This is a genomic window from Sporosarcina psychrophila, assembly GCF_001590685.1.
Classification (GTDB): Bacteria; Bacillota; Bacilli; order Bacillales_A; family Planococcaceae; genus Sporosarcina; species Sporosarcina psychrophila.
Genome location: NZ_CP014616.1, coordinates 216,923 through 240,832, shown reverse-complemented (window position 1 = coordinate 240,832; position 23,910 = coordinate 216,923). Strand labels below are relative to the sequence as shown.

Here is a 23,910-nt window from a genome sequence, read left to right as displayed (position 1 = left end):
TGGTCTCTATCCACAAAACACTTTGTTTCCACTATCTTCACACTACTAGACTATTTGTTTCGGAAAAAACATTGTCAATATATGTTGAATTAAAGAATACCACTGAATCTACTGTGGTGCTCAATAATCAGAGAGTTGTAATTCGGGGTATGGATTGTAGAACGCTTGGCGCTTTGGGGATGCCTCTCACCGTAAGCCTGGATTAGCGCTTCGCATCCAGTCTTACGGCTTCGGCGACCCCTTTGCCGCGCCTGCGCTAGGGTGTTCATTATCGAGTGAAATGTGAATTTGAGATGTATATAATGTGATTACTTTTTGCTACTCATTATATTCAAGAAAGACACACTCCAGCTTGCAGATTTCATCCCAGATAATGAAATGCACTTTCTACATAGACCATCCAGCGAAGGCGCGTCTTCGTGGTAGCCGGAGCGATAAGACTGAAAGAGGTCTTCTTTCTGGCTTATCGCGGGAGGCATCCACAAAGCGTCGAAGCGGTATTAGCAGGAACTCCAATTCACTCCAAGTATTAGGGCTTTTCAGTGGTCTCCCAAAAGCCCCTGTAAAGGGTATACGCCCTATTCATTTGTTCAACATATATAGTTCTCCATTCACTTCAATGCCCTTAATCTTTTACTTAACTCATTAAAAACCTTATCGAGGTCAGCATACCTTTTATCCCCTTGTTTCATCATACTCAACTGCCCAAGCACTGCCTGCAGCTCCGTTTCAAGCCGCAAACGTTCATCAGCAGTCTTTTCAGGTTGCACTATGGCACTGCGCTCTTGCCATTCAGCATATGTCAGCGGTATTTTCCGCACTGTCCCTTGCTCGAATAGAAGCAGCCCGTCTGCCATCCGCTCTGTGAAATAACGGTCATGTGAGGCGAAAAGCAACGTTCCTGGAAACGTCTCCAGTGTCTTTTCTAGCTCTTCTCTAGAAGGTAAATCAAGATGATTCGTCGGTTCGTCCAACAGCAATACATCCGTTTCCTCGACGATGAACTGCATCAATTTAACCTTCACCCGCTCGCCAACGCTGAGGTCCGACAACGGCAGGTCCCACTGTTGCTTTGAAAATCCAAGGTTTGTCAAATGTGTACGGATTACTCCCTGTTCGCGGAACGTATCCACATGAAAATAATTCGCCATCGTCATGTCTTTTGGAAAGTCAGTTGCTGTCTGACTCAAATAACCAATCGTCATTCCGTTCGTTTTCCAGAGATTTCCTTTATAATTTTCTTCTCCAAGTATCATCCGGAAAAGCGTCGATTTCCCTGCACCATTTGGACCGATAAGACCAATCCGCTCACCCGCTTGTACAGTAAACGAGACGTCTGCAAAAAGTTCATGCCCGCTGAATAACTTTCGGACATCTTTTAACTCCATGACTCGCTTCCCTTTTTTCTTCCCACCTTTGACGTCAAAAGACACGCCAATTTCGTCTTTAGGCTTCTCAATACGATCTTTTTCCAATTCCCCTTCTAGCCGTTTATGCTTCGAACGGATTTGGACATCGCGTTTTTTCGCCTTCATCCGGAAGTATTCCTTTGCCCCCATCATTCTTCCGCCCTTTTTCGTCGATTCCGCATGTGCCTTCGCAGACCAATTTTCCAACTCGGCGATTTGTTCTTCCACTTGCTCAATCTTTCGCTGTTGCTGTCCATAATGCTTCAACTGGACTTCCCGATTCGCGTCCTTCAGATTCCGGTATTGCGTATAGTTTCCTTTGTAGACCGTCAGTTTGCCGTGCTCAATTTCGAATACGAAATCCGCCGTCCTGTCGATGAAATGTCGATCATGGGAGACGATCAGATACGTACCAATACCCTCATTGATGATCCGGATCAATTCTTCCAGACTGTCACTGTCCAAGTGATTCGTCGGTTCATCCAAAAGGTTCAGCCTGCTCTTCTCAGCGAGCGCAGACGACAGCCGCATCTTCATCCGCTCCCCGCCGCTTGCAGAACTATATTCAGCACGCTCCGGTACTTTCCACTTCCGCCGGTACGTATGGGTTTCTGCCCGTTCCCAATCGATTGTCCCCTCGTCTTCTTGTTCCTGCCTAAAATAGGTGATGGAAGGCGGCTTGCCATTCCAATTAACTGAACCTGACGTTGGCACTCTCTCCCCTGCTAGTAATGACAGCAGCGTCGTTTTCCCCGCACCATTTGCTCCAACAATCGCAATGCACGCCCCTTCCGGAATATCCGCAGACACTCCATCAAAGATTACCGTTTCACCATGTGCTACTGATACTTGATTTAATGTTCCAATAAGCATATCCATTCCTCCAAGTTCGGAGGGAATACAAAAATCCCTCCGACATAAAATCGGAAGGATTAGTCATTATTCATCCAAATTCAAAGTTCTCTAAAAAGCCTCTTGTTCGTGCAAAGAGGAAGGAACTTATTTAAATGTGGACAGACTAATCCTATTTTCCGTTCGAATAAAAAATTCAGTTTCCGGAATCAAAAGATTAGTACTTCATTGTCCACACGTCATTCCTTCCTCTTTTAAAGTTATACATATTATAGCATACTATTCTGTTTTTCTAACCAAGTTACCATAATTCAAGAATAAATTATTCATTCATTTCTTTCTTCTGTTACTGTAAAATTAGATAAACACTGAAAAACCCTTCTTCACCCTTTCATTTTACTGGAAATTTTGTTTCCTATTACAATAAGGTGGTGATTGCTATTAAATTTAAAACTGTTATATTATCTACTTTTATAATATTGATTTTTTCGTTGACAGCTTGTACCAACGAGGAAGATTTAGTAAGAGTTGCTTTTGAAGGTGAAAGTGAAAATTGGCGAGTAGAATTAGAAGTAGAGAGGCTTGCAACTCCCGGTAGTGCTTTAACATATAGATTTTTTTATGTTGGAGAAGGTACTCGTCCGGAAACTTTTACTTATGAAATAGAACCTAAAGCCCCTAATACTTTTGAAGAAGAGGGTTCATTCGATGATGATAATGAAATGTATTTACAGATGTATGGCGATACTCAGCCCGTTCATAAAAATATGCCAATTCCAATAACCATTAAATGGGACGATAAAAGTGAAGACTTGTTAGTTAAAATGGTAAAGTAGGCTTCTTTTGAATAAAAAATACTTATATACTTGACCTATTTTATACAAGGATTAAGTACAAAAAGTATCTCACTTAAAATCAAAGGGACACTTTTCAAATTAGACTTTAGCGTGGGCAAGGAAGAATAACCCTCCCCATTTCACTGAAAAATTTTTTCCATCAAAATTATAATATGGTGGTGATTTCTATTAAATTTAAAACTGTTATATTGCCTACTTTTATAATGTTGATTTTTTCGTTGATAGGATTTTGTACGAACGAGGGAGATTGTACAATGTGTTCTTTAGTAAGACCTATACTCCACATCATGTAAGCCCCTATAGAAAGTGACACTTCCTAAAATAAGAAAAGAAATAGAGATTAGATATAACGTACATATCTAACCTCTACTCTGTGAATATGCAATTTAAGAAACTTTGCACGCTAGGTATTACGTAATTCTGTTCAACTCCCAAAAGAGAAAGCAGTTTAACATTTACCTGGCTACTTATTTAGCGTGCTAAGAGGACTGACTGATAGTGCCTTTTTCGGTGGTTTTTTTAGTGAACTTGATGTTATCGGTTGAGGAACAGGCGTTTCAATTCCGTACGGAGATATCGTGTTCATTTCGTCAAGTTTCCCTGTAATCGATAATGCTTCAGGATATCCGAAGCTTCCATGTTCACTATAGTCCAAACCGACTGTTTCTTGTTCTGCCGTCACCCTCAATCCCGTCATCACCTTTTTCATGACAAACAAAATTGCGAAGGATACGCAAAACGCATAGGCAGCCGATACGGTCACGCCCATGAACTGGACCCCAAGTTGAGTGAATCCTCCACCATAGAATAACCCCTCATGCCCAACAGTTGCCAATCTGGGTGAGGCAAAAAACCCAGTTGATAAGGTCCCCCATACGCCTGCAATACCATGAACTGAAAGCACATATATTGGATCATCTATTTTTCGTCTTTCAAAAAATCTAGCACTATAAAATACCAGTATTCCGGCAACAAGGCCAATGATTACCGACGCCCATGTCTCTACAAAAGCACATGAAGCAGTAATCGCAACAAGTCCGGCCAATGTCCCATTCAGCATTGTCGGAACATCAGATTTCCCTAAAGCAACCCATGAGATAAGCAACGCACTTATCGCTCCCGCTGATGCTGCCAAACTAGTATTTAAGGCAATAAATCCGAAGAATCCATTCTCTACTCCAAGTGTACTTCCAGCGTTAAAACCGAACCAACCTACCCATAAGATCAAGACACCTAAAGTAGTGTAAACCTGGTTATGTCCGCTCAAGTTGTTAGCAGTCCCATCGACGTTGTACTTTCCAGCTCTTGGCTTCAATAAAATCGTAGCTGCCAATGCTGCCATTGCTCCTGTTAAATGGACGACTGTTGACCCTGCAAAATCCTGTTTTCCATGCTCTGCCAACCATCCACCGCCCCAGATCCAGTGGGCTACTACCGGATAAACGATAATTGAGAACAGCAAGGCAAAGACAAGATAGGTGGAAAGTTTAGCCCGCTCTGCAAAGCCTCCGAAAGCAATTGCTAATGAAATGCCCGCAAATGCAAGCTGAAATACAAAGAATACGGCAGTCGAATAGGTACTTCCCTCTATTTCATAGCCTGAATAGAAGAAGTCAGACCACCCTACAAAAAAGTTCCCATTTTCACCAAATATAAATCCGTAACCAACTGCCCAAAAAACAAGTGAGGCAATTCCAAATGTAAATATAGTTTTACCGGCAATGTGACCAGCATTTTTCATCCTTGTCGAGCCCGCTTCCAATAATATAAATCCACCTTGCATCAAAATGACTAAAATAGCGCCCAACATAATCCAGACACTATTTAATAAGAATAAGTTATCCATCTAAAATTCCCTCCTCCTATTTTTTAATACTTCTAATTTATTTGTGACGCGGAACTAGCACCAGGACACTTTCAGTTTTCAATACCGTTACTATGTTAATGTTTTAGCCACATGTTGATTTGCTTTAGGCAGGCAATGAGCTATGATCCTATCATGAGCAGGCCGAACCCAGAAACTTTGATAAGAAACGAATGATAATCGTACGTGCTCAATAAATAGCACTTAAGTCTTTCAAGAGCGGTTCATGCTTGCGCCATGACTGTACTGGATACTCCCCCTTTTATGTTCGCCAGTATTGCAAATCCTCAAGCAACAACTCTGAATAAACATTCGTAAAAAAACTTATTGGCTCATTGGCTATCTTCCTCAACTCCTTTTCTCTTTCAATACTATCAGCCAGAGGATCCAAGATATTTAGATTATCTGATCAAACATTTACACTTTTATGTTCATAGATAAAGTTCATGAAATACATAAAAGCCAGGCAACTAAATGCCTGGCTCTTGAACGTATGGGTAGATTTCCGAATATGCTTATCGTATCTCTGAGGGGTTTTTACCAGTGTACTTTTTAAATTGTCTACTGAAAAAATGGATGTTGTTATATCCTAGAGCATCAGCAACTTCTGTCACTGTGAGTCCTGTAAAAAGCAATAAATGCTCAGCTCGCTTTATACGAGAATAGACAATATAAGACTTGACGGTATGGCCGATGACTTGTTTAAAATTCTGTGAAAAATACCGTTGAGATAGATTTGCACGTTCAGCCAAACTATTAATCGTATGCGGCGACCCTGGATTTTGTTGAATATAATTGGCAATTTCTCGAATCGTTTCTAGTAATTTATTGCTCGTATTAGTCATTTGTTTTTCTTGTCCTCGTTCTTCTCTTAATAAATGGATCATCAATTGCTTCAAGATTAGCTGGGCCTCAATTTTTGCACCAAATGCCTGCACTAGAAATAATCGAACATATTGAGTTAAAAGCGATTCAAAGGTAATGGAATTTTTGAAGACCCGGTGACCTGAAGGTACCAATTGGAACGGTTCAGTTATATCAAAATGAATGTAAGTTAACACGAGGGGATTTTGCGGATTATGTGTGGCTGTTGTCTCATCGCCGGGTTTAAAAAGAAAGCAATGCCCTTTTTCTACATTATATGGCTTACCATTGAGCACTACTGTCCCTTCCCCAGCCCAAACATAAAATAAATCATAGTTGGGAATTGGTTTATCACGTTTTTTCCATTGCCAGCTCGGTTCACAATGAATAGTGGCCAAAAATGGTTTCAACATAAAATGATCTGAATTCAGATAAAGCATCCCAACTCCTCCTTTTATTCAGCAACAACTTACCTATTTACTTTATTCTGCATCTATATGTTAAGCAACTCTAATGCATTGTTCCATTAAAAAAACACCTACCACACGTGCTGATTAACCAAATCAACCAGTAAATAACTTGATTCCCCCTTAGCACTACTTGTATAGTCGCGTTTTTGGATTACTTCGGATTGAATGACTTCTATTACGATTACCGAGATGTCTGAATGTATAAGTACACAGAGTGCTGAAGCTCTTTGGTATGAAAGAATAGCTGGCTTTTCTATGATGTTTGCCAATTACCAAGCCTGCGCAATCTGGGGCGATACTATTCGAACGGATCGATCGTGAATTCAAGTATTCATCTGATTATATGACCGACCAATTACTAACGATTTCTTGTGATTTTCGTGATATGAGTTGCACCATTTTCATGATTTTTGCTTCATTTGAACATTTTACACTTTTTATTTATTTTTTTAGATAAAATACACGAATTGGGAAAAGATATGAATTGAGGAATAAAAATAAAGGGGCGGTTAAAGCATGTCAATGGAATGGTTTAACAGAGTAACTACTGAGCTTCATGATCATCTGAATTCAATTTGCGATCAATATGATCAAGTCGGTCATATGTCGATTGACCAAAGTGCAAAACATCCACGTATCGAATTTTTTGTCGAAACGGAGGACGACGAAAGGGATTACTTCTGTACCCTTCATTTTGATCCACATAACGCAGAGTTTTACGTGGAAACTTTTGACTTTGAATTCGAACAGCAAACCAGAATCATTCTTACTGACATTGAAGATATAATTGACGCTATTCATGATATCTTCCATGATTTCATCAGTGATGATGAACTAGATGATCTTGACGAGGAGTTCGTTTTAGACGCCGTCAATAGTGGAGAATACTACGTGGGTGAAATTGCTGATACAGAGTTTGAGGAATTGAGCGTCGAATGGGAAACACCTGAAGTCACTGCTTTCCAAATCGAAGATGCAATAGAAATAACGCATCAATTTGGGGTAGTCAATGCTACTGGAGATGGTGTTCTTCGAAGGGTCAAGCGCTTTTGGTCGGAAGGCAACGAGCTTCACAAAGAGGAAAGCAGCTTCGTCTTTACAAAAGAAGAGGCGAGCACACTCATTGCTTTGGTTGCGAGTAATATGGATAAGATGACTTCATATGAAAATCTGTAAAGCTTAAAGAAAATAAACAGGCATTAGGGAATCTTTCCTAGTGCCTGTTTATCGTTTTCATTTCCACGTAGATTTATTTCCATTGAACCGCTACGGCGCTAGGGGAGGCATCTCGCCTTAAGCCAGATGAGGTATTCTTTAACCTATCTGGAATAACCTCTTGGCATTAACTGTATAATTATAGTCAAGAAATCCGCAATCCAGGTTGCAGATTTCATCACTAATAATGAAATACTCTTTCTCACATAGACCATCCAGCGCAGGCGCGTCTTCGTGGTAGTCGAAGCGGGATTAGTGAGGAATCCTAATTCATTCCAAGTACAAGGGCTGTTTCAGTGGCCTCACAAAAGCCCTTATAAAGCGCATACGCCGTATTCATTTGTTCAACGTATATAGATTTTTAATTTCCCTTTTTAGTTTTATGTAATTGTTAAGCAATACTTCACATACTCTTATTACTGAGTATTTCCAACTAAGAGGAGGAAATGCATGGACATATTTGCTAGACCTGGAGATTCGTTTTGGAATTTCAGCCAGGTATTCAAGATGCCTCTTCAACTGATTATCGATTCCAACCGAAACATCAACACACAAATACTTACGACAGGTCAGCGAATTCAAATCCCTGGATTTGTTGCTACCAATTATAAAATTCAAACAGGGGATTCTTTATGTTTGATCGCACAAAGACTAAATCTTCCTTTGTATTCACTTCTTCTTGTCAACCCTAATCTTGAACCGAACCGCCTGCAAGTTGGACAGTTGATTAAAATTCCTCAGAGGATTACCTGGAGGCTTATAAACGGGAAACAAAATTTTGATTACGACATTATGATGAATGATATCAGAAGGTTACTAGCCGTTTATCCATTTTTGCAAACCGCTCCTATCGGAAATTCCGTTTTAAAACGAGAAATACCAGAAATCTTGGTTGGTAGTGGAACTAAACGAGTTCATTATAATGCTTCATTTCATGCGAATGAATGGATTACTACCCCTATCATTTTGACCTTTTTAAATGATTATTTGCTTTCATTAACGAACCAAACTACTATCCGCGGTCTTTTTACATTCCCCTTTTACCAACAAACGACATTATCCATTGTTCCGATGGTCAATCCGGACGGAGTTAATTTGGTGTTAAATGGTCCGCCTGCAAATGAGCCATGGCGAAGCAGAGTTGTTGAATTGAATAATGGTAGCTTGGACTTTTCAGACTGGAAAGCCAATATAAGGGGTGTGGATCTGAATGATCAATTTCCTGCCAATTGGGATCGGGAAAGAGCTCGTAATCCTAAGTATCCGGGTCCAAGAGATTATGGCGGTGAGCGTCCTTTGTCCGAACCTGAGGCAATTGCAATTGCGGACCTGACAAGAAGGCAGGATTTTGCAAGAGTACTCGCTCTTCATACACAGGGAGAAGTTATTTATTGGGGGTACGAGAACCTTGAACCTCCTGAGTCTGAAGTTCTTGTTAACGAGTTCAGTAGGGTCAGCGGATACGAATCAGTTCAAACAATTGAAAGCTACGCTGGATATAAGGATTGGTTTATTCAGGAATGGCGGAGACCTGGATTCACAGTTGAACTAGGTTCAGGAAAAAACCCGCTTCCCTTGGACCAGTTCGATGAAATTTATCAAGAGACGTTAGGGATTTTTCTAGCAGGGTTATATGTATGATTAATTAACAAAATCCGACTTAGTATACAGGCGCCTGTGAACGAAACTGGGTTTTCTTGACGGTATGTGAAGTTCTTCTCCCCCCCTTTAGACATTGCACTCTAAATAATCATGACCGTTTGATAGCAAAAGGTATTCAATTCATAGTAAGGCAGGTAAACACGTATTGACACGTCAATTTTTCTCTGCTAAATTAACATCTAACACTAAAAGTCTATGACGAGAAAAAGTACGAAAAGGTCCCTGTTCCCTATTAAGTTGGCGCTTAGTGAAAGTCGACGAACAGCCCTTATCCGAAATTCATCTCTGAGATACAAGGCTGAAAAGTTAGTAAGCTTTGACGGTTTTCCACCGTTATCTGGAGCACGTATGAAAATACGTTGACTGAAAGCCGTTTGTTTTTAGAAACTTGCGGAGTTATGGGTATAATCGCGAGCACAAACTCGTCCCTTATTTAGGGTCGAGTTTTTTTATTTGCCAAAGCTGGAAGGAGATTTACTAGTTATGAAAAATTTAATTGTCGTCTTAGGTTCACTCATTATTGCATTTGCTTTTAACTGCTTTCTCGTTCCTTTCGGGATTTTAAGTAGTGGTATTAGCGGAATCGCAATTTTACTCGGCCTAATCAGCCCATTTAATACCGGTCTATTAAATCTAGTCCTTAACTTGCCTTTGATTGTTTTAGGCTACTACAAACTCGGAAAAACAATTACCATTAACACACTGGTTTGCGTCGTGTCGCTCTCGGCATTCTTATACGTGATACCAGTCGTTGCTGTGACAGACAATATCCTGTTATCAACGGTTTTCGGTGGCGGCATTGGTGGTATGGGTGTTGGTCTTATCCTCAAATACTCAGGAACTTCTGGCGGTTTGGATATTATTGCGATTATCGTTTCCCGTACAAGTTCTTTCAGTATCGGCCTTCTCCTCACGGGGATGAATGGCGTAATCGTGCTACTTTCAGGATTTGTCTTTGACTGGGAAATCGCGTTATATACCCTGTTGTCTATCTATATCACTGGTAAAATGATCGATACAATCTTCACAGATCACGTCAAACTGACGATGCAGATTGTCACGACAAAAGGTGATTTAATACGCAATGAGTTACTGGGATCCATCTATCGTGGGATTACGATTACGGAAGGTTACGGGGGCTATACTCAAGAGAAGAAAGACATTTTAATGATGGTCGTCACGCGTTATGAAACGCTGCATGTTAAAAAGATTGTCCGAAAGCATGATGAAGACGCATTTATTAATATTTATGAGACGGTTGAAGTTGATGGTAAATTTTCAGTTAACTAGTAGATAGTAAAAAATAGGTGCCCGGTTCTGAAAACAACTCAAATTGTTTTAGAACCAGTGGCACCTATTTTAATTCAATATAACGGTTAAGAAACTGATCTATTTTCATATTGTATTTGTCTTCGTCCAATGCAATGGATTCACCGTGGTTTGCATTCGGGACAAGATAGAGTTCTGCGTCACTTGAAGTATGTCGATACAAATCCTTTGTCAACTCTGTTGGAACAAATGTATCGCTTTCCCCATGAATATACAGGATCGGGACACTCGTTTTCTCCACCTCTTTTAGTGCACTCGCTTCTCTGAATGAATAACCTGCCCTGATTTTGGTTAACACACTGGTGCTATCTAACAATGGAAATGCCGGCAGATGAAACATCCGATTCATTTGATACTGGAATAATTGATAGACGGACGCATAGGGACTGTCCGCTATGATGGCTTTGACCTGGCTAGGAAGTTCTTCTTCTCCACTAGCCATCAAGACGGTCGCCGCCCCCATCGATAAACCATGGTAGACCACTTTAATATCAGTTCCAAGTTTCTCCACCAATAGTTGTGTCCAATCAATCAAATCGAGCCGATCTGGCCAGCCAAATCCATAATAATTACCCTCGCTCTTTCCATGCCCTCGTGCATCAGGCATGAAAATATTATAATCCAAATCGTTATGATAATGCTGTCCAAATAGCCCCATTTGCTTCGCGTTTCCTAAATAGCCATGCGTTAAAATGACCAATTTATCCGTTGGCTTGGATGCCGGCAAATAGTAACCTGACAGTTTCAGTCCGTCGCGTGACGTTAAAGTGAGTCGTTCAAAATTTTGATCCGCGACCCAACCTATCCAATCTCCATTCAAAAAGAGGTTCATTGCCTTATCGGATACTTCCAAATCTGCATTCTTCTGCAAGAAATCTTTCGGTCCCCGCTTGACTGCTAGCTCATAAAAAAAGAAACTGCCGATGATTTGGATCAGCAAGAAAACTGTAGCAAAAAGAACAAGTAGCCTCTTCCATTTGATTCGAATCTTACTCATTCCCCTTTACTATGCTGTCTCTTAGCATTCATGACGCCTATGATTAGTATAGTAGAGAAACTGAGAAAAATGAAAGAAATCAATACGATTACAGGAAATACCAATAGAGTTTCTGATAGTCTATCGCATCACCCAAGCAATTCGTGCAAAAAGGAATGGTACCTATTTTGCATTCTCCTACATAGAACTCTGCACCTTGGACACAATAGCTAGGATGAAATCATTCTACAAAAGGAGGTTCAAGTCATGTCGGAAGAAAATAAAAACAAAAACAAAGACAAAGGTAAACAGCGGAATGCCCTCAAATACGATACAAAGCCGAAAGACGATGTTGAGTTTGCACGTGAAAGCGAATTTTTAAATTTAGATGGTAAGAAAAACAAAAGAAAGCGTTGAAAACAGTGCCTGTCAGTTTCCCCCTAGAGAACTGTTAACTGATGCACTGAATTCTACTTATCGCATCTAACATAAATCCCCCTAGTCAGATGAGCATCTGACTAGGGGGATTTGTTTTGGATATTTTGACTTAAAACGTTATTAACTCAGCTACTCATCCTCATACATAATCGATTTCTAGCTACAGAAAACGCATCGGCCTAAAGTTTAAATAATCACACGCATATATTAATCGAGGACAGACGTATTTTTGATAAGCATAAGGTATGAGATTTCTTTTTAACAAGGTATCAACAATAACTTGTTACGAATTGCGCTAATTGGAAAATTTAACGGTAGATGATGCATGCTTTCTACTACCTTGGTATTAATTAATTGATCAATAAAGGAATGAGGTCTTTGAATGAAAATTAGTTTTCTAACTCCAGCTTACAATAGTGAAGAATGGATTAAGATAATGCTGGATAGTATTCCGAAAGAATATGCTTATGAAATTATTGTTTGCGACGATGGTTCCACTGATAAAACAGTAGAACTACTAAAGGAATATGAAAAAACTTGTCCACAATTAAAAATAATAACGCATGAAGCAAATAGAGGTGCTAGTGAATCATATAATCGATGCATTGCTGAAGCAACCGGGGATTATGTAGCAATCATTGATAGCGATGATCAATATTTACCTCCGATTCGGGATGTACTAGCACAAGTTGACGGTGAATATGACATTTATTACTACAATATGTTAACGAAACACGGACTACAATTTGTGAAAAGTAAAGATGATGCTTATACGTGGTGTGGACAATTTAAGATCATTCGAAGAAGTTTTATAGGGGATGCAGTGTTCACAACGAGAAAAGATTTTGCCGGAGATTGGGATTTCAATAGAGTATTAATGGATAATAACCCCAAATGTAAATATACTGGACTATTTGCCTATTGGTATAACTATCCTAGAGAAACTTCCGAATCTGATTTGCATCTTAGAGGGCTGAAATAAGGAAATGAATGTCGTTCTATTTCTGGAACAGCCTCTCCAATGAAAGGAGTTGACCTATAACTATATGTTTAAAGATAAAATACTACTAATAACAGGTGGAACTGGTTCATTTGGTAACGCTGTATTAGAAAGATTCTTAACTACTGATATCAAGGAAATTAGGATATTTTCAAGAGACGAAAAAAAACAAGATGATATGCGCATTTTATATCAGAATAACAAAATTAAATTTTTCATCGGAGATGTACGTGATAGTAGCAGTTTAAATAACGCTATGTACAATGTAGACTTCGTTTTTCATGCAGCAGCCCTTAAACAAGTTCCCTCTTGCGAATTTTTCCCCTTAGAAGCCGTAAAAACAAATATTCTTGGAACAGAAAATGTATTAACTGCAGCGATAAACGCAGGTGTGAAAAAAATCATTTGTCTCTCTACAGATAAAGCCGCATACCCTGTCAATGCAATGGGGATTTCAAAAGCGATGATGGAGAAAACATTCATTGCAAAATCTAGAATGGTTACTCCTGACAAAACCTTAATTTGTGGAACTCGCTACGGTAACGTGATGGCATCCCGTGGATCAGTCATACCATTGTTCATAGAACAAATTAAGAACGGAAAGCCATTAACGGTTACTGATTCCAAAATGACTCGTTTTATGATGAGCCTTGAAGAAGCAGTCGAATTGGTGTTATATGCCTTTACAAATGCAGTGAATGGCGACATCGTAGTTCAAAAATCACCCGCTTGTTATATAAAAGATTTAGCACAAGCATTGATTGAATTATTTAATGCTAAAAATGAAGTTAATATTATTGGTACTCGTCACGGAGAAAAAATTTACGAGGTACTTCTTACGAAAGAAGAAGCAGCCAAAGCAATTGATATGGGAGACTTTTATAGAATTCCTGCTGATAACCGAGATCTAAATTATGGGAAATACCTCGAAGAAGGTTCCCCTAAAATTACGTTAACCGATGAATATAACTCTAATAATACAAAGACCCTTTCAGTAGATGAAATAAAAGAAAAGTTGTTAAAACTAGATTTCGTTAAAGACGAACTGCGTAAATGGAATGGAGGATAACATGAAATTCCTAGTTCTTGGGGCAACTGGAATGGCAGGTCACACCATCTCATTATTTTTAAGTGAGAAAGGGCATGAAGTTACTACCTTTTCAAGAACAGCATTTCCTTATTGCAAGAACATAAATGGGGATATTATGGATGATTTTTTGTTGAATTCAATTCTAGTAAAAGAAAACTATGACGTAGTGATCAACTGCATAGGTATTTTAAACGAAGCGTGTGAGTTAGTACCGTCAAGAGCTGTCTATCTAAATAGTTACTTACCACACCTTATAGCCGATAAATTAAAAAACACCAACACTAAATTAATTCATATGAGTACAGATTGTGTTTTCTCAGGTAAATCAGGACCCTATTCCGAAGCTAGCATTCGTGATGGTGAAACTTTTTATGATCGAACGAAAGCTTTGGGCGAAGTTAATGATAAAAAAAATTTAACCTTTAGAAATTCAATTATTGGTCCGGATATGAAAAGGAATGGAATTGGTTTATTTGATTGGTTTATGAAACAACAAGGAACCATTAATGGATTTACAGGAGCCATCTGGACTGGCGTCACAACTTTAACTTTAGCAAAAGCAATGGAAAAGGCTGCAATCGAAGATTTAACAGGGTTATATCACCTTGTTAATAACCAGAGTATAAGTAAGTTTGATTTATTAAAACAATTCAATGCGAATTTTAAAGAGGATATGTTAACGATTTTGCCTAGCGATTCCGTCAATGCCGATAAAACATTGATAAATAACCGACAGGATTTTTCATTCAAAGTACCAAGTTATGAAAATATGATCATAGAGATGAAACAATGGATTTGGACACACAAAAATTTATACCCACACTATTTTCAGTAACCGTTGACCATGTTCTTCAGATAATGGAAGTATAAACAATGGTACCTAGTCCTGAAGCGATTTAGAATTGTTTCAGAACCAGATACCTTTTTTAATTTGTAGTAAACGGGTTTGCGACCATTACTTTTCTTTAATATCCTAAAGGTCACTGAAGACTTTCTCCTTGTAAACACTACTAATTGCCACCTCGCGTTCACACTGTTCTTAACTTGCTTTATAACATCAATATTTCCCGAATGTCTTCTTCGGTTAAAGTAGACGACGCTTTCTCCTCAGAATCGATGATTTCTTCGATCAGATGCCTTTTTTTATCTTGCAATTCATTTATTTTTTCTTCGATTGTACCGCGGGCAACAAGCTTGATGACTTGTACAACATTCGTCTGGCCAATACGATGTGCACGGTCAGCTGCTTGCTCCTCAACTGCTGGATTCCACCAAATATCATATAGAATAACGGTATCTGCTCCCGTCAGATTGAGACCTGTACCGCCTGCTTTCAAGGAAATGAGAAATAAATCACGATCACCTGCATTGAATCGATTACAAATTTCCACTCGTTTCTCTGATGGCGTTTGTCCATCAAGGTAGAAATAAGGCAGTTCTTGATTCGCTAACTCTCTACCTATAAGTCCAAGCATTTTCGTGAATTGGGAAAAAATCAACACTCTTCTTCCCGACAGCTTGGATTCCTCTATAATCTGCATTAGCTGTTCAAATTTCCCCGAACTCCCTTTATAGCCATCCACAAATAAGGCTGGGTGACAGCAAATCTGTCTTAACCGAGTCAAACCAGCCAGAATTTTGATGCGGTTTTTTCGGAGTGTATCCTTGTCGAGATGTTTCAGTGTGTCGTGTCTGAGCTTAGCCAAAAAGGCAGCATATAGCTTTTTCTGTTCAGGTAGCAACTCCACCGATTCCAGCCACTCGACTTTTTCAGGAAGCTCCGCAAGGACATCCTTTTTCAACCTACGAAGCAAAAATGGACGAATCCTCCGAGCGATCGTCTTCCTCGGAAGATTACTGAATTCCTTAAGACCCTGAAATAATTCAGGAAAGACAACTCGGTAAATGGACCATAGCTCTTCTAATGAATTCTCTATCGGTGTACCAGTGAGGGCGAAGCGGTTATTTGCCTGTATCTTCCGCGCTGCTTTTGCTGTTTGTGTCACAGGATTTTTAAATGCCTGTGCCTCATCAAAATAAACGGTATGGAAGAACTGTTTTTCGTACCACATGATGTCACTGCGCAACAACGGATAGGAAGTGATAAGAACGTCCATATCTATTACATCCTTCTGTAAATTGCTCCGCTCTGTCTTATTACCATCTACCACAACAGCTTGAATCTCTGGAGAAAACTTCATGATTTCACTTAACCAGTTATACGTCAAAGATGATGGGCAGACAATAAGAACCGGGAGCTTCTTTTTACGGATGTTAGGAAGCTCGGATAAAATAAACGTGATGCTTTGCACTGTTTTACCCAGCCCCATATCATCTGCAAGAATCCCGCCGAATCCGTAATGAGCAAGTGTTTTCATCCATTTGTAGCCATCTTTTTGGTAGTCCCGTAATATTGGATCCAAACTTTTTGGGACTTCAAACCCCAAACTGTCTGGATTGTGGACGTTCTCCAAAAATTGCAGGAACGATTTCTCTAACGTGAACACATCACGATTATCGACTGAATCAAGAAGCTGAAGACCTTGAGCAAATGGTAATATCAAACCGCTTTCCAATTCTTCATGCTGTTCAGGAAGTGCATTCAAGAAGCGGTTCATTTCTTCAAACTCCCTCGTCTCCAATGAGAGTATGGATCCATTACCCAATCGATAGTACTTCCGTTTTTCTTCTAGAGCCAATAGAACTTCACGTATATGCTTTTCAGGGATACCATCGAGCTCAAATTTGAATTCTAGCCAATTGGTTCTCTCTTTTTTCATCTTCACAGTAATCTTCGGGTGAGCTTTGCCTCTAAATATCCGATTTTTCACAGCCGTAGTTGCATATATTTGCGCAAACGTTTTAAGCTTCGGAACGACATGATACAAAAATTCATATTCCAATTCTTCATTGTGCAAAAAATAACCGCCGTCTGTCTTGGAAAACAAGCTTTTTTCTATTAACTGCAAGATCTCTTCTTCCTTATCCATATCCCTCACAAAAGTGGAGCTTGCCGGGATATCCCCAGTAGGTTCCAATGGATTGATCATAATATTTTCATAATGAAACTCCAACCCAACGAGCAATCGGTTTTTCACACGATCCAAGTACACTTTAGCAATTAGCGGTGTCTTAAGAAGGTGCTTATACATACTGTCCGATAGTTGTACATTGCCTAGTTTCTTCAAACCAGGCACCACTTTTTCTAGAAAAAAACTAACCTGCTCTTGAGGAATCGAAATTTGATTCGTTCCTGAACCATCAAGCAACTCCTTTAGGTCCGAGAGACGTTTACAATCCTCACTTTTCAGCTGGATTAGTTTCCCTTCAGATAAGACAGAGCTGTATGAATTCAGCACAACCATTTGATTCAACCCTTTGATCTTCAGTTGATAGCCTTTGCCCTCAGCTTCAGCAAAGTCAAACTGTAAAGAAAGTGGTTCGTTCGATACACGAAGACCGGCATACATATTCCCGCCATATTCCAATTTAATCGATGGTACTCTCTCAAGTATGGGAAATAGCCTGTCCCAAGAAGATGGAGGAATCAGTAGTGTATGATGATCGCTGACATAATTTGATTTCCCCAACAATTCATCAACATATACATCTTCATCATGAATTACTTGGATAAGCTGCTGGATCAAAGCATTTGTTTCTTTTTGAAAGCAATGAAGATTAGGGTTAAACGTGAATGAATTAGAAAGCACGCTAGTATGTCCGTCTTTCACATGCTTCAGAAAGTCCCTGATATTCTGCACATTAGTCGGACCAATCCTCACCTTTATTCCAAATATATGCCGCCCCTCTCCTAGGGTAACGGCTTTGCACGTAAATTCCACATCAAGCACTTGCCTGTTTTCAAAGTGAAGCTGATGACCGCTAGAGCGTTTAGGTTGGGCATTGAAAAGTGTCAGTAAGCCTTCCGTTAGTTCTTGATTTGTTAATGAATCAGACTGGAATCCACTTAGACTATTGGGGATTTCCTGACGCTGAAGTGCATTAATCGATAGTAAAACGGCTGCAATATGCTGACAATCCATTTGAAAGGAAGCTAGTGCAGGACAGCTACATTTCGTAAGTAAACCACCTTTTTCATCCTTTTTAATGGTGACATGGAAATCATCCATTCCTGCAACTGTTGCTTCACAACCATTAGGACCGTAGTTTTTAACTGTCACTTTATTAGCCCGATAAAAAGCTTCACCTCTTTTGAAGGAGACTGTACCGCACTTGTCTTTAATTAACTCTCGGTTTAATTTTATATTCATTGGTCTGCCTCCTCCCTCGTTTCGGATTCCGGGTTCTCGCTTATTACCTTGAGTATACCAAACAAGCTTTCGGTAATGTAGGGGTTCTGGAACAGTTTGAAGTTTAATGAGAACTCGTCACCAATATAGGTGATTTAACTGAGATTCACCTTTAAAGACAACCAGATAGCGCAAGGTAAACAGACATCCATTTGAAGGACAATTATATCCTTTAATGGGTGACCATATTTTCACATTCTTGCAACTAGATACTCGGTACTTAACAAAATGGAAGCAAGTTGTTTTTTTGTGCTTAATACTAGGGAGCATTTTCCAATACCGCTTCGTCGCTTGGTGATGGCCTCCCGTAATGAGCCCGCCAGAAGATCACTGTCAGTCTCATTACTTCGGCTCACACTTGTCGCTCCTTCGCTAGAATCATTCGTCGTACAAGGAGATTATTAAAGTTTCTATTGAATTCTAATTATAAATTTAAAGTGCCTAGTCTATAGCGGTAAGCCGCAACATAAAATTCGTGAATTTCTTCATCAACATTATCGATAGCCATGATTTTTTTTGAATAGATAGTAAGGTATAGTAAAGCTAGGTGATGATATGAAAACAAAGATTTACGTAAACAATGACAAATTTATAGCAGGGATGACCATGAAAGATGGAGCCGAACTTGAACACAACAACATGGCGCTCCATGCCTGCAAAAAAACCGATAATATAATCGAAAATCGCAAAAGATTAGCCGTTTCCTTACAACTCGAGCTGAGTGACTTCGTTTGTGCCACTCAAACACACAGCGCCAATTTCTATCGCGTGACGCTCAACGATAAAGGACAAGGTGCCGAGCGAATGGACACCGCCATTGCGGACACAGACGCCCTGTATACCTATGAGCCCAATCTTGTATTGTGCAGCTTTACTGCTGATTGTGTACCCGTGATTTTTTACAATGAAGTGAACGGCCTCATCGGCGTGATCCATTCTGGATGGCAAGGCACAGTCAAAGAAATCACGTCGAAACTATTCGAACATTTAACACAAGTTGAACGCTGTAATCCGAGCGATTTTCACGTCCAGATTGGTGCAGCGCTAAGCCAGGAAAAGTTTGAAGTCGATGAAGATGTCTATTTAAAATTTAAAGCGCTTGGCTATGCGGATGATTTTATGTATTACAATGACGACACTCACAAATATCACATCGATAATCAGCTCGTCGTGAAAAGGCAATGTGAGTTGGCGGGAATTCCAGCTGAGCGGATTGCGATTGATCGAACTTGCACGTATGTAGATCCGGATGGTTTTTCTTATCGAGAGGATAGACAATGTGGGAGGCATTTGGGGTTTGTTGTGAAAAAGGGCATTGACCAAATGGAGATAGAGTAACAATCAACTACATCAATGCAAGCTATCCGAAAAAGCACATCAGCTTTATACGTTGATGTGCTTTTTTCGGATATTACTGTTTTCTCAAATAGCGAAACTTCCCCCTTGCGAAAGAGTCCACCCTAATATATCTAAATACGGTTTTTAGTTGATTGATTTTGAATCTATATTTGTTGAACATATGGAGGCAGCTGAAAAGTTCTAATACTTGGAGTGAATTGGAGTTCCTGCTAATACCGCTTTGTGGATGCCGTAGTTATCTCACCGTTGCATAGATCCCTTGAAATGTACCTTGTACCTTTAGTAGACCTTTTGTGCTAGCTTTCATTAAACCGAAGTATTTTAGCGCCGTTTCGAAAGTAAAAAAAAGCACTTCCTTGATCAATCAATGATCAAGGAAGTGCTTTTTTCAGAAGCTCGAGTGTTATATTAACGTGCTGATTTCAATAATTTTAATACCCCTTTGGCAACTGCACCACCTGATGCTGGATTTTGTCCAGTGACAACACGGTCATCAACTACAGCGAACGCTGCCCAGTCTTCGCCTTTCACGTAATTGGCTCCTCTGTTAATAAGTTCATCTTCTGTTAAAAATGGAACTATTTTATCTAATCCAAGTGCGATTTCTTCAGTGTTTGCAAAACCTGCAACCTTTTTGTCGGCAATTAAATAGTTACCTACCGCATTTTTAATATTTAATAAACCAACAGTACCATGACAAACAGCAGAGACGATCCCGCCATTATCATATATTTTACTAGCAATGTTTTGTAACTTTTCATCATTAGGGAAATCCCACATTACACCGTGTCCACCTGTATAATAGATGGCATCATAATCTTCAGGATTAACATCTTCTGCCGATAAAGTAGCACCTAGCTTATTTAAAAAATCATCGTTTGAATAATATTGCCAATCTAATTCAGTCATTTGATCTGGTTGTAAGCTGTGTGGATCAATCGATGTATATCCACCTTTAGGGCTAACGTAAACTATTTTATATCCCTCTTTTTCCATCTCATCTACAAAGTGAACAGCTTCTCCTAACCATAATCCTGTTGCACGTTCCTGATTTGGATATTTAGAAATATTAGTTACAACTACTAAAATGTTTTTCATTATACATGCTCCTTTTTGTTTGATACTATGAACCTTAAAGGTTAAACCATACTTTAAGTCAAGGAGGACGTGCTGTGTATTCTATTCAAAAAGCTAGCCTATTAGCTCAAATCCCTTCAAGTACTATTAGATATTATGAAAAAATAAATTTAATTCCTCCAATAAAAAGAAATAAACAAGAACATCGTACCTTTGATGATAAAGACATTGAAATCCTTAATTTAATAAGATGTTTCCGACATCTAGGAATGTCGATTGAAGTTATAAGAGCAAGCATTTCAAATATAAATTTAGAATATGAAGATATGAATACTAAAGCAATTTTATTTCAGCATAAGAAAAAATTAGAAGAGCAAATTGGTATTTTAAATTCATACATCCATGAAATCGAAGAAAAAATAGTTATATAAAAATTTCAAAAGTTGATTCCATTTGACCTGCCCCTGTCAAATAGACAGTTTGTATGTCTTCAATCAAGTGACGGCCTCTTTCAAGCCTCCCTCTTAACATCACATCATATTGAGAGACTTCCAATGGTTCAATGTTTTATCCATCCAACGAATGCCAATTCGACGTTTCCATTCTTTTTGAATTTCAAGTTTCTTCATGTAAAGCTTTCACATTTATTTTCCGTGGGGAAATTATCACATTGGATGGCGTGCGGAAATAAGGTCGGAGGAGTTTGGCGCTTACAGAATGTACACAAAGAGTATCCATGACGTAATGAAAATATTGACATGCTCGAAGTTTTTCATCGTTTAATGGGTATACAACTGCTGAAGTCTCTTTACGTACAAAAGGCTTCTCATAAGTTTGGTCTGCTTATGAGAAGCCTAAATTTCTTCTATAATTTTTGTGTAATCTTTATCTTTCCTGAAGAAAGTTCTCTATAGACTTTTATTTCGTGGACTTAAAATGATCATCTAGATATCGGGCCATAAATGCGGCAAAATGTTGACGTGATATATTAATATTCGGCTTAAATTCACCGTTGGAATAACCAGTAGTAATATTATTTGCTACCAACGCAGAAATATAGTCATGAGCCCAATTCCCCTTTGGAACGTCCTTAAAATCGGTTGGATAAGTTCCTTTTAAGTCATAAGCTAACACTAGGATTGCAGCCGCTTGCGAGCGGATTAATTTTCCGTTAGGGTCAAAATATCTTTTACCTTGGGCATTAACTTTTCCGTTGACGATACCTAATTCAGCAGCCTTAGCAATCTCCTCATATCCATAATCGCCAGGTGAAACATCAACAAATCCTGGATTGGTGACATCGGAAAAGTCGACAATTCCCTTTTCTTTTAAAATCAATCGTATAGCTTGTAAACGTGTAATTGGATCATTTGGTTTAAATGTTCCGTCTGGATAACCTTTAATTATTCCTTTGTCTGTCAAATACATAATTTCATCGACATATGAACTTACATCTTTAAATTTAGGCTTTTCATCTACATTCTTTTCGAAATTAGGCGTTGTTTTAGGTAGCGTTCTAGCGTTGGTTGCTTGTTCAAAAGAATAGGCTATATCTAATAAAGACTGTTCACTGTATGCCAATCCCAAGAAAGAGATCCCAACAGGTAGTTCTTCCCCCGTAGCACCGGCAGGAACAGTAATTTCAGGGAATCCTGTAGCCGACGCTACATAACTCGCAGCATACGTGTCATAGGCTTCACATACATATGTCGGATCTTCCTTATCGAATCTTGGTGATGCAGGACATGACATTGTTGGAAAAACAATTGCATCCAAGTTTTCCTTTTCCATTATTGATTGCACTTCATTACGTACTTTAGGTATATCTTTTGTTACTAAATGATTGTATTCTGGTGTGTCTTTAAACGCCGCTTGTTTCAAATTCGTTTTTAGGCCATCCAAACTCGCTGGATTTACTGGCGTTGCTGAATTCAGAACCTCTGGCGATTCACTGATTTTGATTATTTCTTCTAGTGTTCTCGGCTGACTTTCCGGGAACTGTTTTAGATACTCTTCCAACTGAACCTTAAAATTCGCTTCACTAATTGGTCCAATAATTGGTGTCCAGAGATATTGTGTCGTCTCTGAGAAAGATACCGGGATAAGCTCTGTCCCCATTTCTTTCATTTTCTTTAAGGCCTCATTAGTAATTGTATCCACCTCAGCGTTGTCTCCAAAAAAGTCAACAGCTACTCCAATTCTTGCATTTTGCAAGGCAGTATTGTCTAAGGACTTACTATAGTCTTCAACAATGCGTCCCTTTGCAGCTAATGTTTGGTCATCCTTTTCATCGACTCCAGCCATAAAACTTAATGCAATAGCTACATCTTCTACAGATTTAGCCATTGGACCAGGAGTATCGAAATTTAACGAAGACGGAACGACCCCGCCACGACTTATTAAACCCAGCGTCGGTCTGATACCGACTAGACCCGTAACATAAGATGGTCCTCTAACAGATCCAGATGTATCAGTACCTAATCCTAATACACCAAAGTTTGCTGTGATTGCTGCGGCAGTTCCACTGCTAGAACCAGAAGCATCACGTTTAAGGTTGTAAGGATTCAAGGTTAAACCTCCCAAAGAGCTATATCCTAACCTCCCATATGATGCTGCGAACTCTGACATATTTGTTTTTCCAATGATAATTGCTCCTTCATCCTTAAGTTTCCGAATAACAAAAGCATCTTTTACGGGATAAGCATCTTTTAGTGCAACAGATCCTGCTGTTGTAGGCATTCCTTTTACGTCAAAGTTATCTTTAACAACGATTGGAATACCATGTAGTACACCTCTTGTACCTTTACTTTGTCTCTCTACGTCCAATTGCTTTGCAATCTCTATAGCTTCTTCATTAATGTTAGTAAACGAATTAATCGTAGGGCCTTGCTTGTCATATGCTTTTATACGTTCTAGATAATACTTAACCAACTGCTCAGAAGTAATTTGATTGTTATCCAAAGCATCCGAAATTTCTCTAATACTCTTTTCAAATGGATCAAATTCGGTTTCTTCTGCAAAGACACTTGCCAATGGAAGCATGGCCACTACTACCATAAGAGCAATCAAGGTTCTAACTCGTTTCAATACTTTAAACATGATGTTTCCTCCCTATTCTAAATCAAATTAAACATAAAA

The 23,910-nt window shown here is 39.2% G+C and carries 17 protein-coding genes; 10 read left to right on the top strand and 7 right to left on the bottom strand.

Annotated features, from left to right (window positions below; translation table 11 throughout):
- Positions 1-611: 611 nt before the first annotated feature.
- Positions 612-2,282: a ribosomal protection-like ABC-F family protein gene (gene abc-f / locus AZE41_RS01035; RefSeq protein ID WP_067204546.1), complete on the bottom strand. Its 1,671-nt coding sequence runs from the start codon at positions 2,280-2,282 to the stop codon at positions 612-614.
- 410 nt (positions 2,283-2,692) lie between these two features.
- On the opposite strand from abc-f, the gene AZE41_RS01030 reads away from it, so the two are divergent.
- Positions 2,693-3,097: a hypothetical protein gene (locus AZE41_RS01030; RefSeq protein WP_067204543.1), complete on the top strand. Its 405-nt coding sequence runs from the start codon at positions 2,693-2,695 to the stop codon at positions 3,095-3,097.
- Between the two features lie 484 nt (positions 3,098-3,581).
- Here the strand turns inward: AZE41_RS01030 and AZE41_RS01025 are convergent, their stop codons facing one another.
- Together AZE41_RS01025 and AZE41_RS01020 are read right to left on the bottom strand one after the other, a co-directional pair.
- Positions 3,582-4,964 (bottom strand): ammonium transporter, encoded by a 1,383-nt coding sequence (locus AZE41_RS01025; protein WP_082786454.1) that lies wholly within the window; start codon positions 4,962-4,964, stop codon positions 3,582-3,584.
- Positions 4,965-5,497: 533 nt separating this feature from the next.
- Complete coding sequence (locus AZE41_RS01020; RefSeq protein ID WP_067204540.1) at positions 5,498-6,286, bottom strand: helix-turn-helix domain-containing protein; 789 nt, start codon at positions 6,284-6,286, stop codon at positions 5,498-5,500.
- Positions 6,287-6,832: 546 nt separating this feature from the next.
- On the opposite strand from AZE41_RS01020, the gene AZE41_RS01015 reads away from it, so the two are divergent.
- The 3 genes from AZE41_RS01015 (at position 6,833) to AZE41_RS01005 (ending at position 10,483) form a co-directional block, all read left to right on the top strand.
- The gene (locus AZE41_RS01015; protein ID WP_067204537.1) at positions 6,833-7,492 is read left to right on the top strand and encodes a hypothetical protein; all 660 of its coding nucleotides are present in this window, start codon (positions 6,833-6,835) and stop codon (positions 7,490-7,492) included.
- Between the two features lie 489 nt (positions 7,493-7,981).
- Positions 7,982-9,172 (top strand): M14 family metallopeptidase, encoded by a 1,191-nt coding sequence (locus AZE41_RS01010; RefSeq protein ID WP_067204535.1) that lies wholly within the window; start codon positions 7,982-7,984, stop codon positions 9,170-9,172.
- A gap of 504 nt (positions 9,173-9,676) precedes the next feature.
- Complete coding sequence (locus AZE41_RS01005) at positions 9,677-10,483, top strand: YitT family protein (protein WP_067204532.1); 807 nt, start codon at positions 9,677-9,679, stop codon at positions 10,481-10,483.
- A 64-nt stretch (positions 10,484-10,547) separates the two neighbouring features.
- Here AZE41_RS01005 and AZE41_RS01000 read toward each other — a convergent pair whose 3' ends face one another.
- Positions 10,548-11,519 (bottom strand): alpha/beta hydrolase, encoded by a 972-nt coding sequence (locus AZE41_RS01000; protein WP_067204529.1) that lies wholly within the window; start codon positions 11,517-11,519, stop codon positions 10,548-10,550.
- A 246-nt stretch (positions 11,520-11,765) separates the two neighbouring features.
- Between AZE41_RS01000 and AZE41_RS22980 the strand changes: the two genes are divergently transcribed.
- The 4 genes from AZE41_RS22980 to AZE41_RS00985 all read left to right on the top strand — a co-directional run bounded on the left by AZE41_RS22980 (position 11,766) and on the right by AZE41_RS00985 (position 14,861).
- On the top strand, positions 11,766-11,915 hold the full coding sequence (locus AZE41_RS22980; protein ID WP_187046415.1) for a hypothetical protein: 150 nt from the start codon (positions 11,766-11,768) through the stop codon (positions 11,913-11,915).
- Positions 11,916-12,318: 403 nt separating this feature from the next.
- A complete protein-coding gene (locus tag AZE41_RS00995; RefSeq protein ID WP_067204523.1) occupies positions 12,319-12,918 on the top strand; it encodes a glycosyltransferase family 2 protein in 600 nt (199 codons plus the stop codon).
- A 64-nt stretch (positions 12,919-12,982) separates the two neighbouring features.
- Positions 12,983-14,005 (top strand): polysaccharide biosynthesis protein, encoded by a 1,023-nt coding sequence (locus tag AZE41_RS00990; protein ID WP_067204520.1) that lies wholly within the window; start codon positions 12,983-12,985, stop codon positions 14,003-14,005.
- A 1-nt stretch (position 14,006) separates the two neighbouring features.
- Complete coding sequence (locus AZE41_RS00985) at positions 14,007-14,861, top strand: SDR family oxidoreductase (protein ID WP_067204518.1); 855 nt, start codon at positions 14,007-14,009, stop codon at positions 14,859-14,861.
- Positions 14,862-15,075: 214 nt separating this feature from the next.
- Here AZE41_RS00985 and AZE41_RS00980 read toward each other — a convergent pair whose 3' ends face one another.
- Complete coding sequence (locus tag AZE41_RS00980) at positions 15,076-18,297, bottom strand: DEAD/DEAH box helicase (RefSeq protein ID WP_067204515.1); 3,222 nt, start codon at positions 18,295-18,297, stop codon at positions 15,076-15,078.
- Positions 18,298-18,891: 594 nt separating this feature from the next.
- Between AZE41_RS00980 and pgeF the strand changes: the two genes are divergently transcribed.
- Positions 18,892-19,674, top strand: coding sequence for a peptidoglycan editing factor PgeF (gene pgeF, locus AZE41_RS00975; RefSeq protein ID WP_067204513.1), 783 nt, complete (start codon positions 18,892-18,894; stop codon positions 19,672-19,674).
- Between the two features lie 429 nt (positions 19,675-20,103).
- Here the strand turns inward: pgeF and AZE41_RS00970 are convergent, their stop codons facing one another.
- Positions 20,104-20,793 carry a type 1 glutamine amidotransferase domain-containing protein gene (locus AZE41_RS00970; protein ID WP_067204510.1) on the bottom strand — a complete coding sequence of 230 codons (690 nt, stop codon included), beginning with the start codon at positions 20,791-20,793 and terminating at the stop codon, positions 20,104-20,106.
- Positions 20,794-20,867: 74 nt separating this feature from the next.
- Here AZE41_RS00970 and AZE41_RS00965 point away from each other — a divergent pair, with 74 nt between their 5' ends.
- On the top strand, positions 20,868-21,203 hold the full coding sequence (locus AZE41_RS00965) for a MerR family transcriptional regulator (protein ID WP_067204508.1): 336 nt from the start codon (positions 20,868-20,870) through the stop codon (positions 21,201-21,203).
- Positions 21,204-21,690: 487 nt separating this feature from the next.
- Here AZE41_RS00965 and AZE41_RS00960 read toward each other — a convergent pair whose 3' ends face one another.
- On the bottom strand, positions 21,691-23,871 hold the full coding sequence (locus tag AZE41_RS00960) for an amidase family protein (RefSeq protein ID WP_082786453.1): 2,181 nt from the start codon (positions 23,869-23,871) through the stop codon (positions 21,691-21,693).
- Between the last annotated feature and the right edge of the window lie 39 nt (positions 23,872-23,910).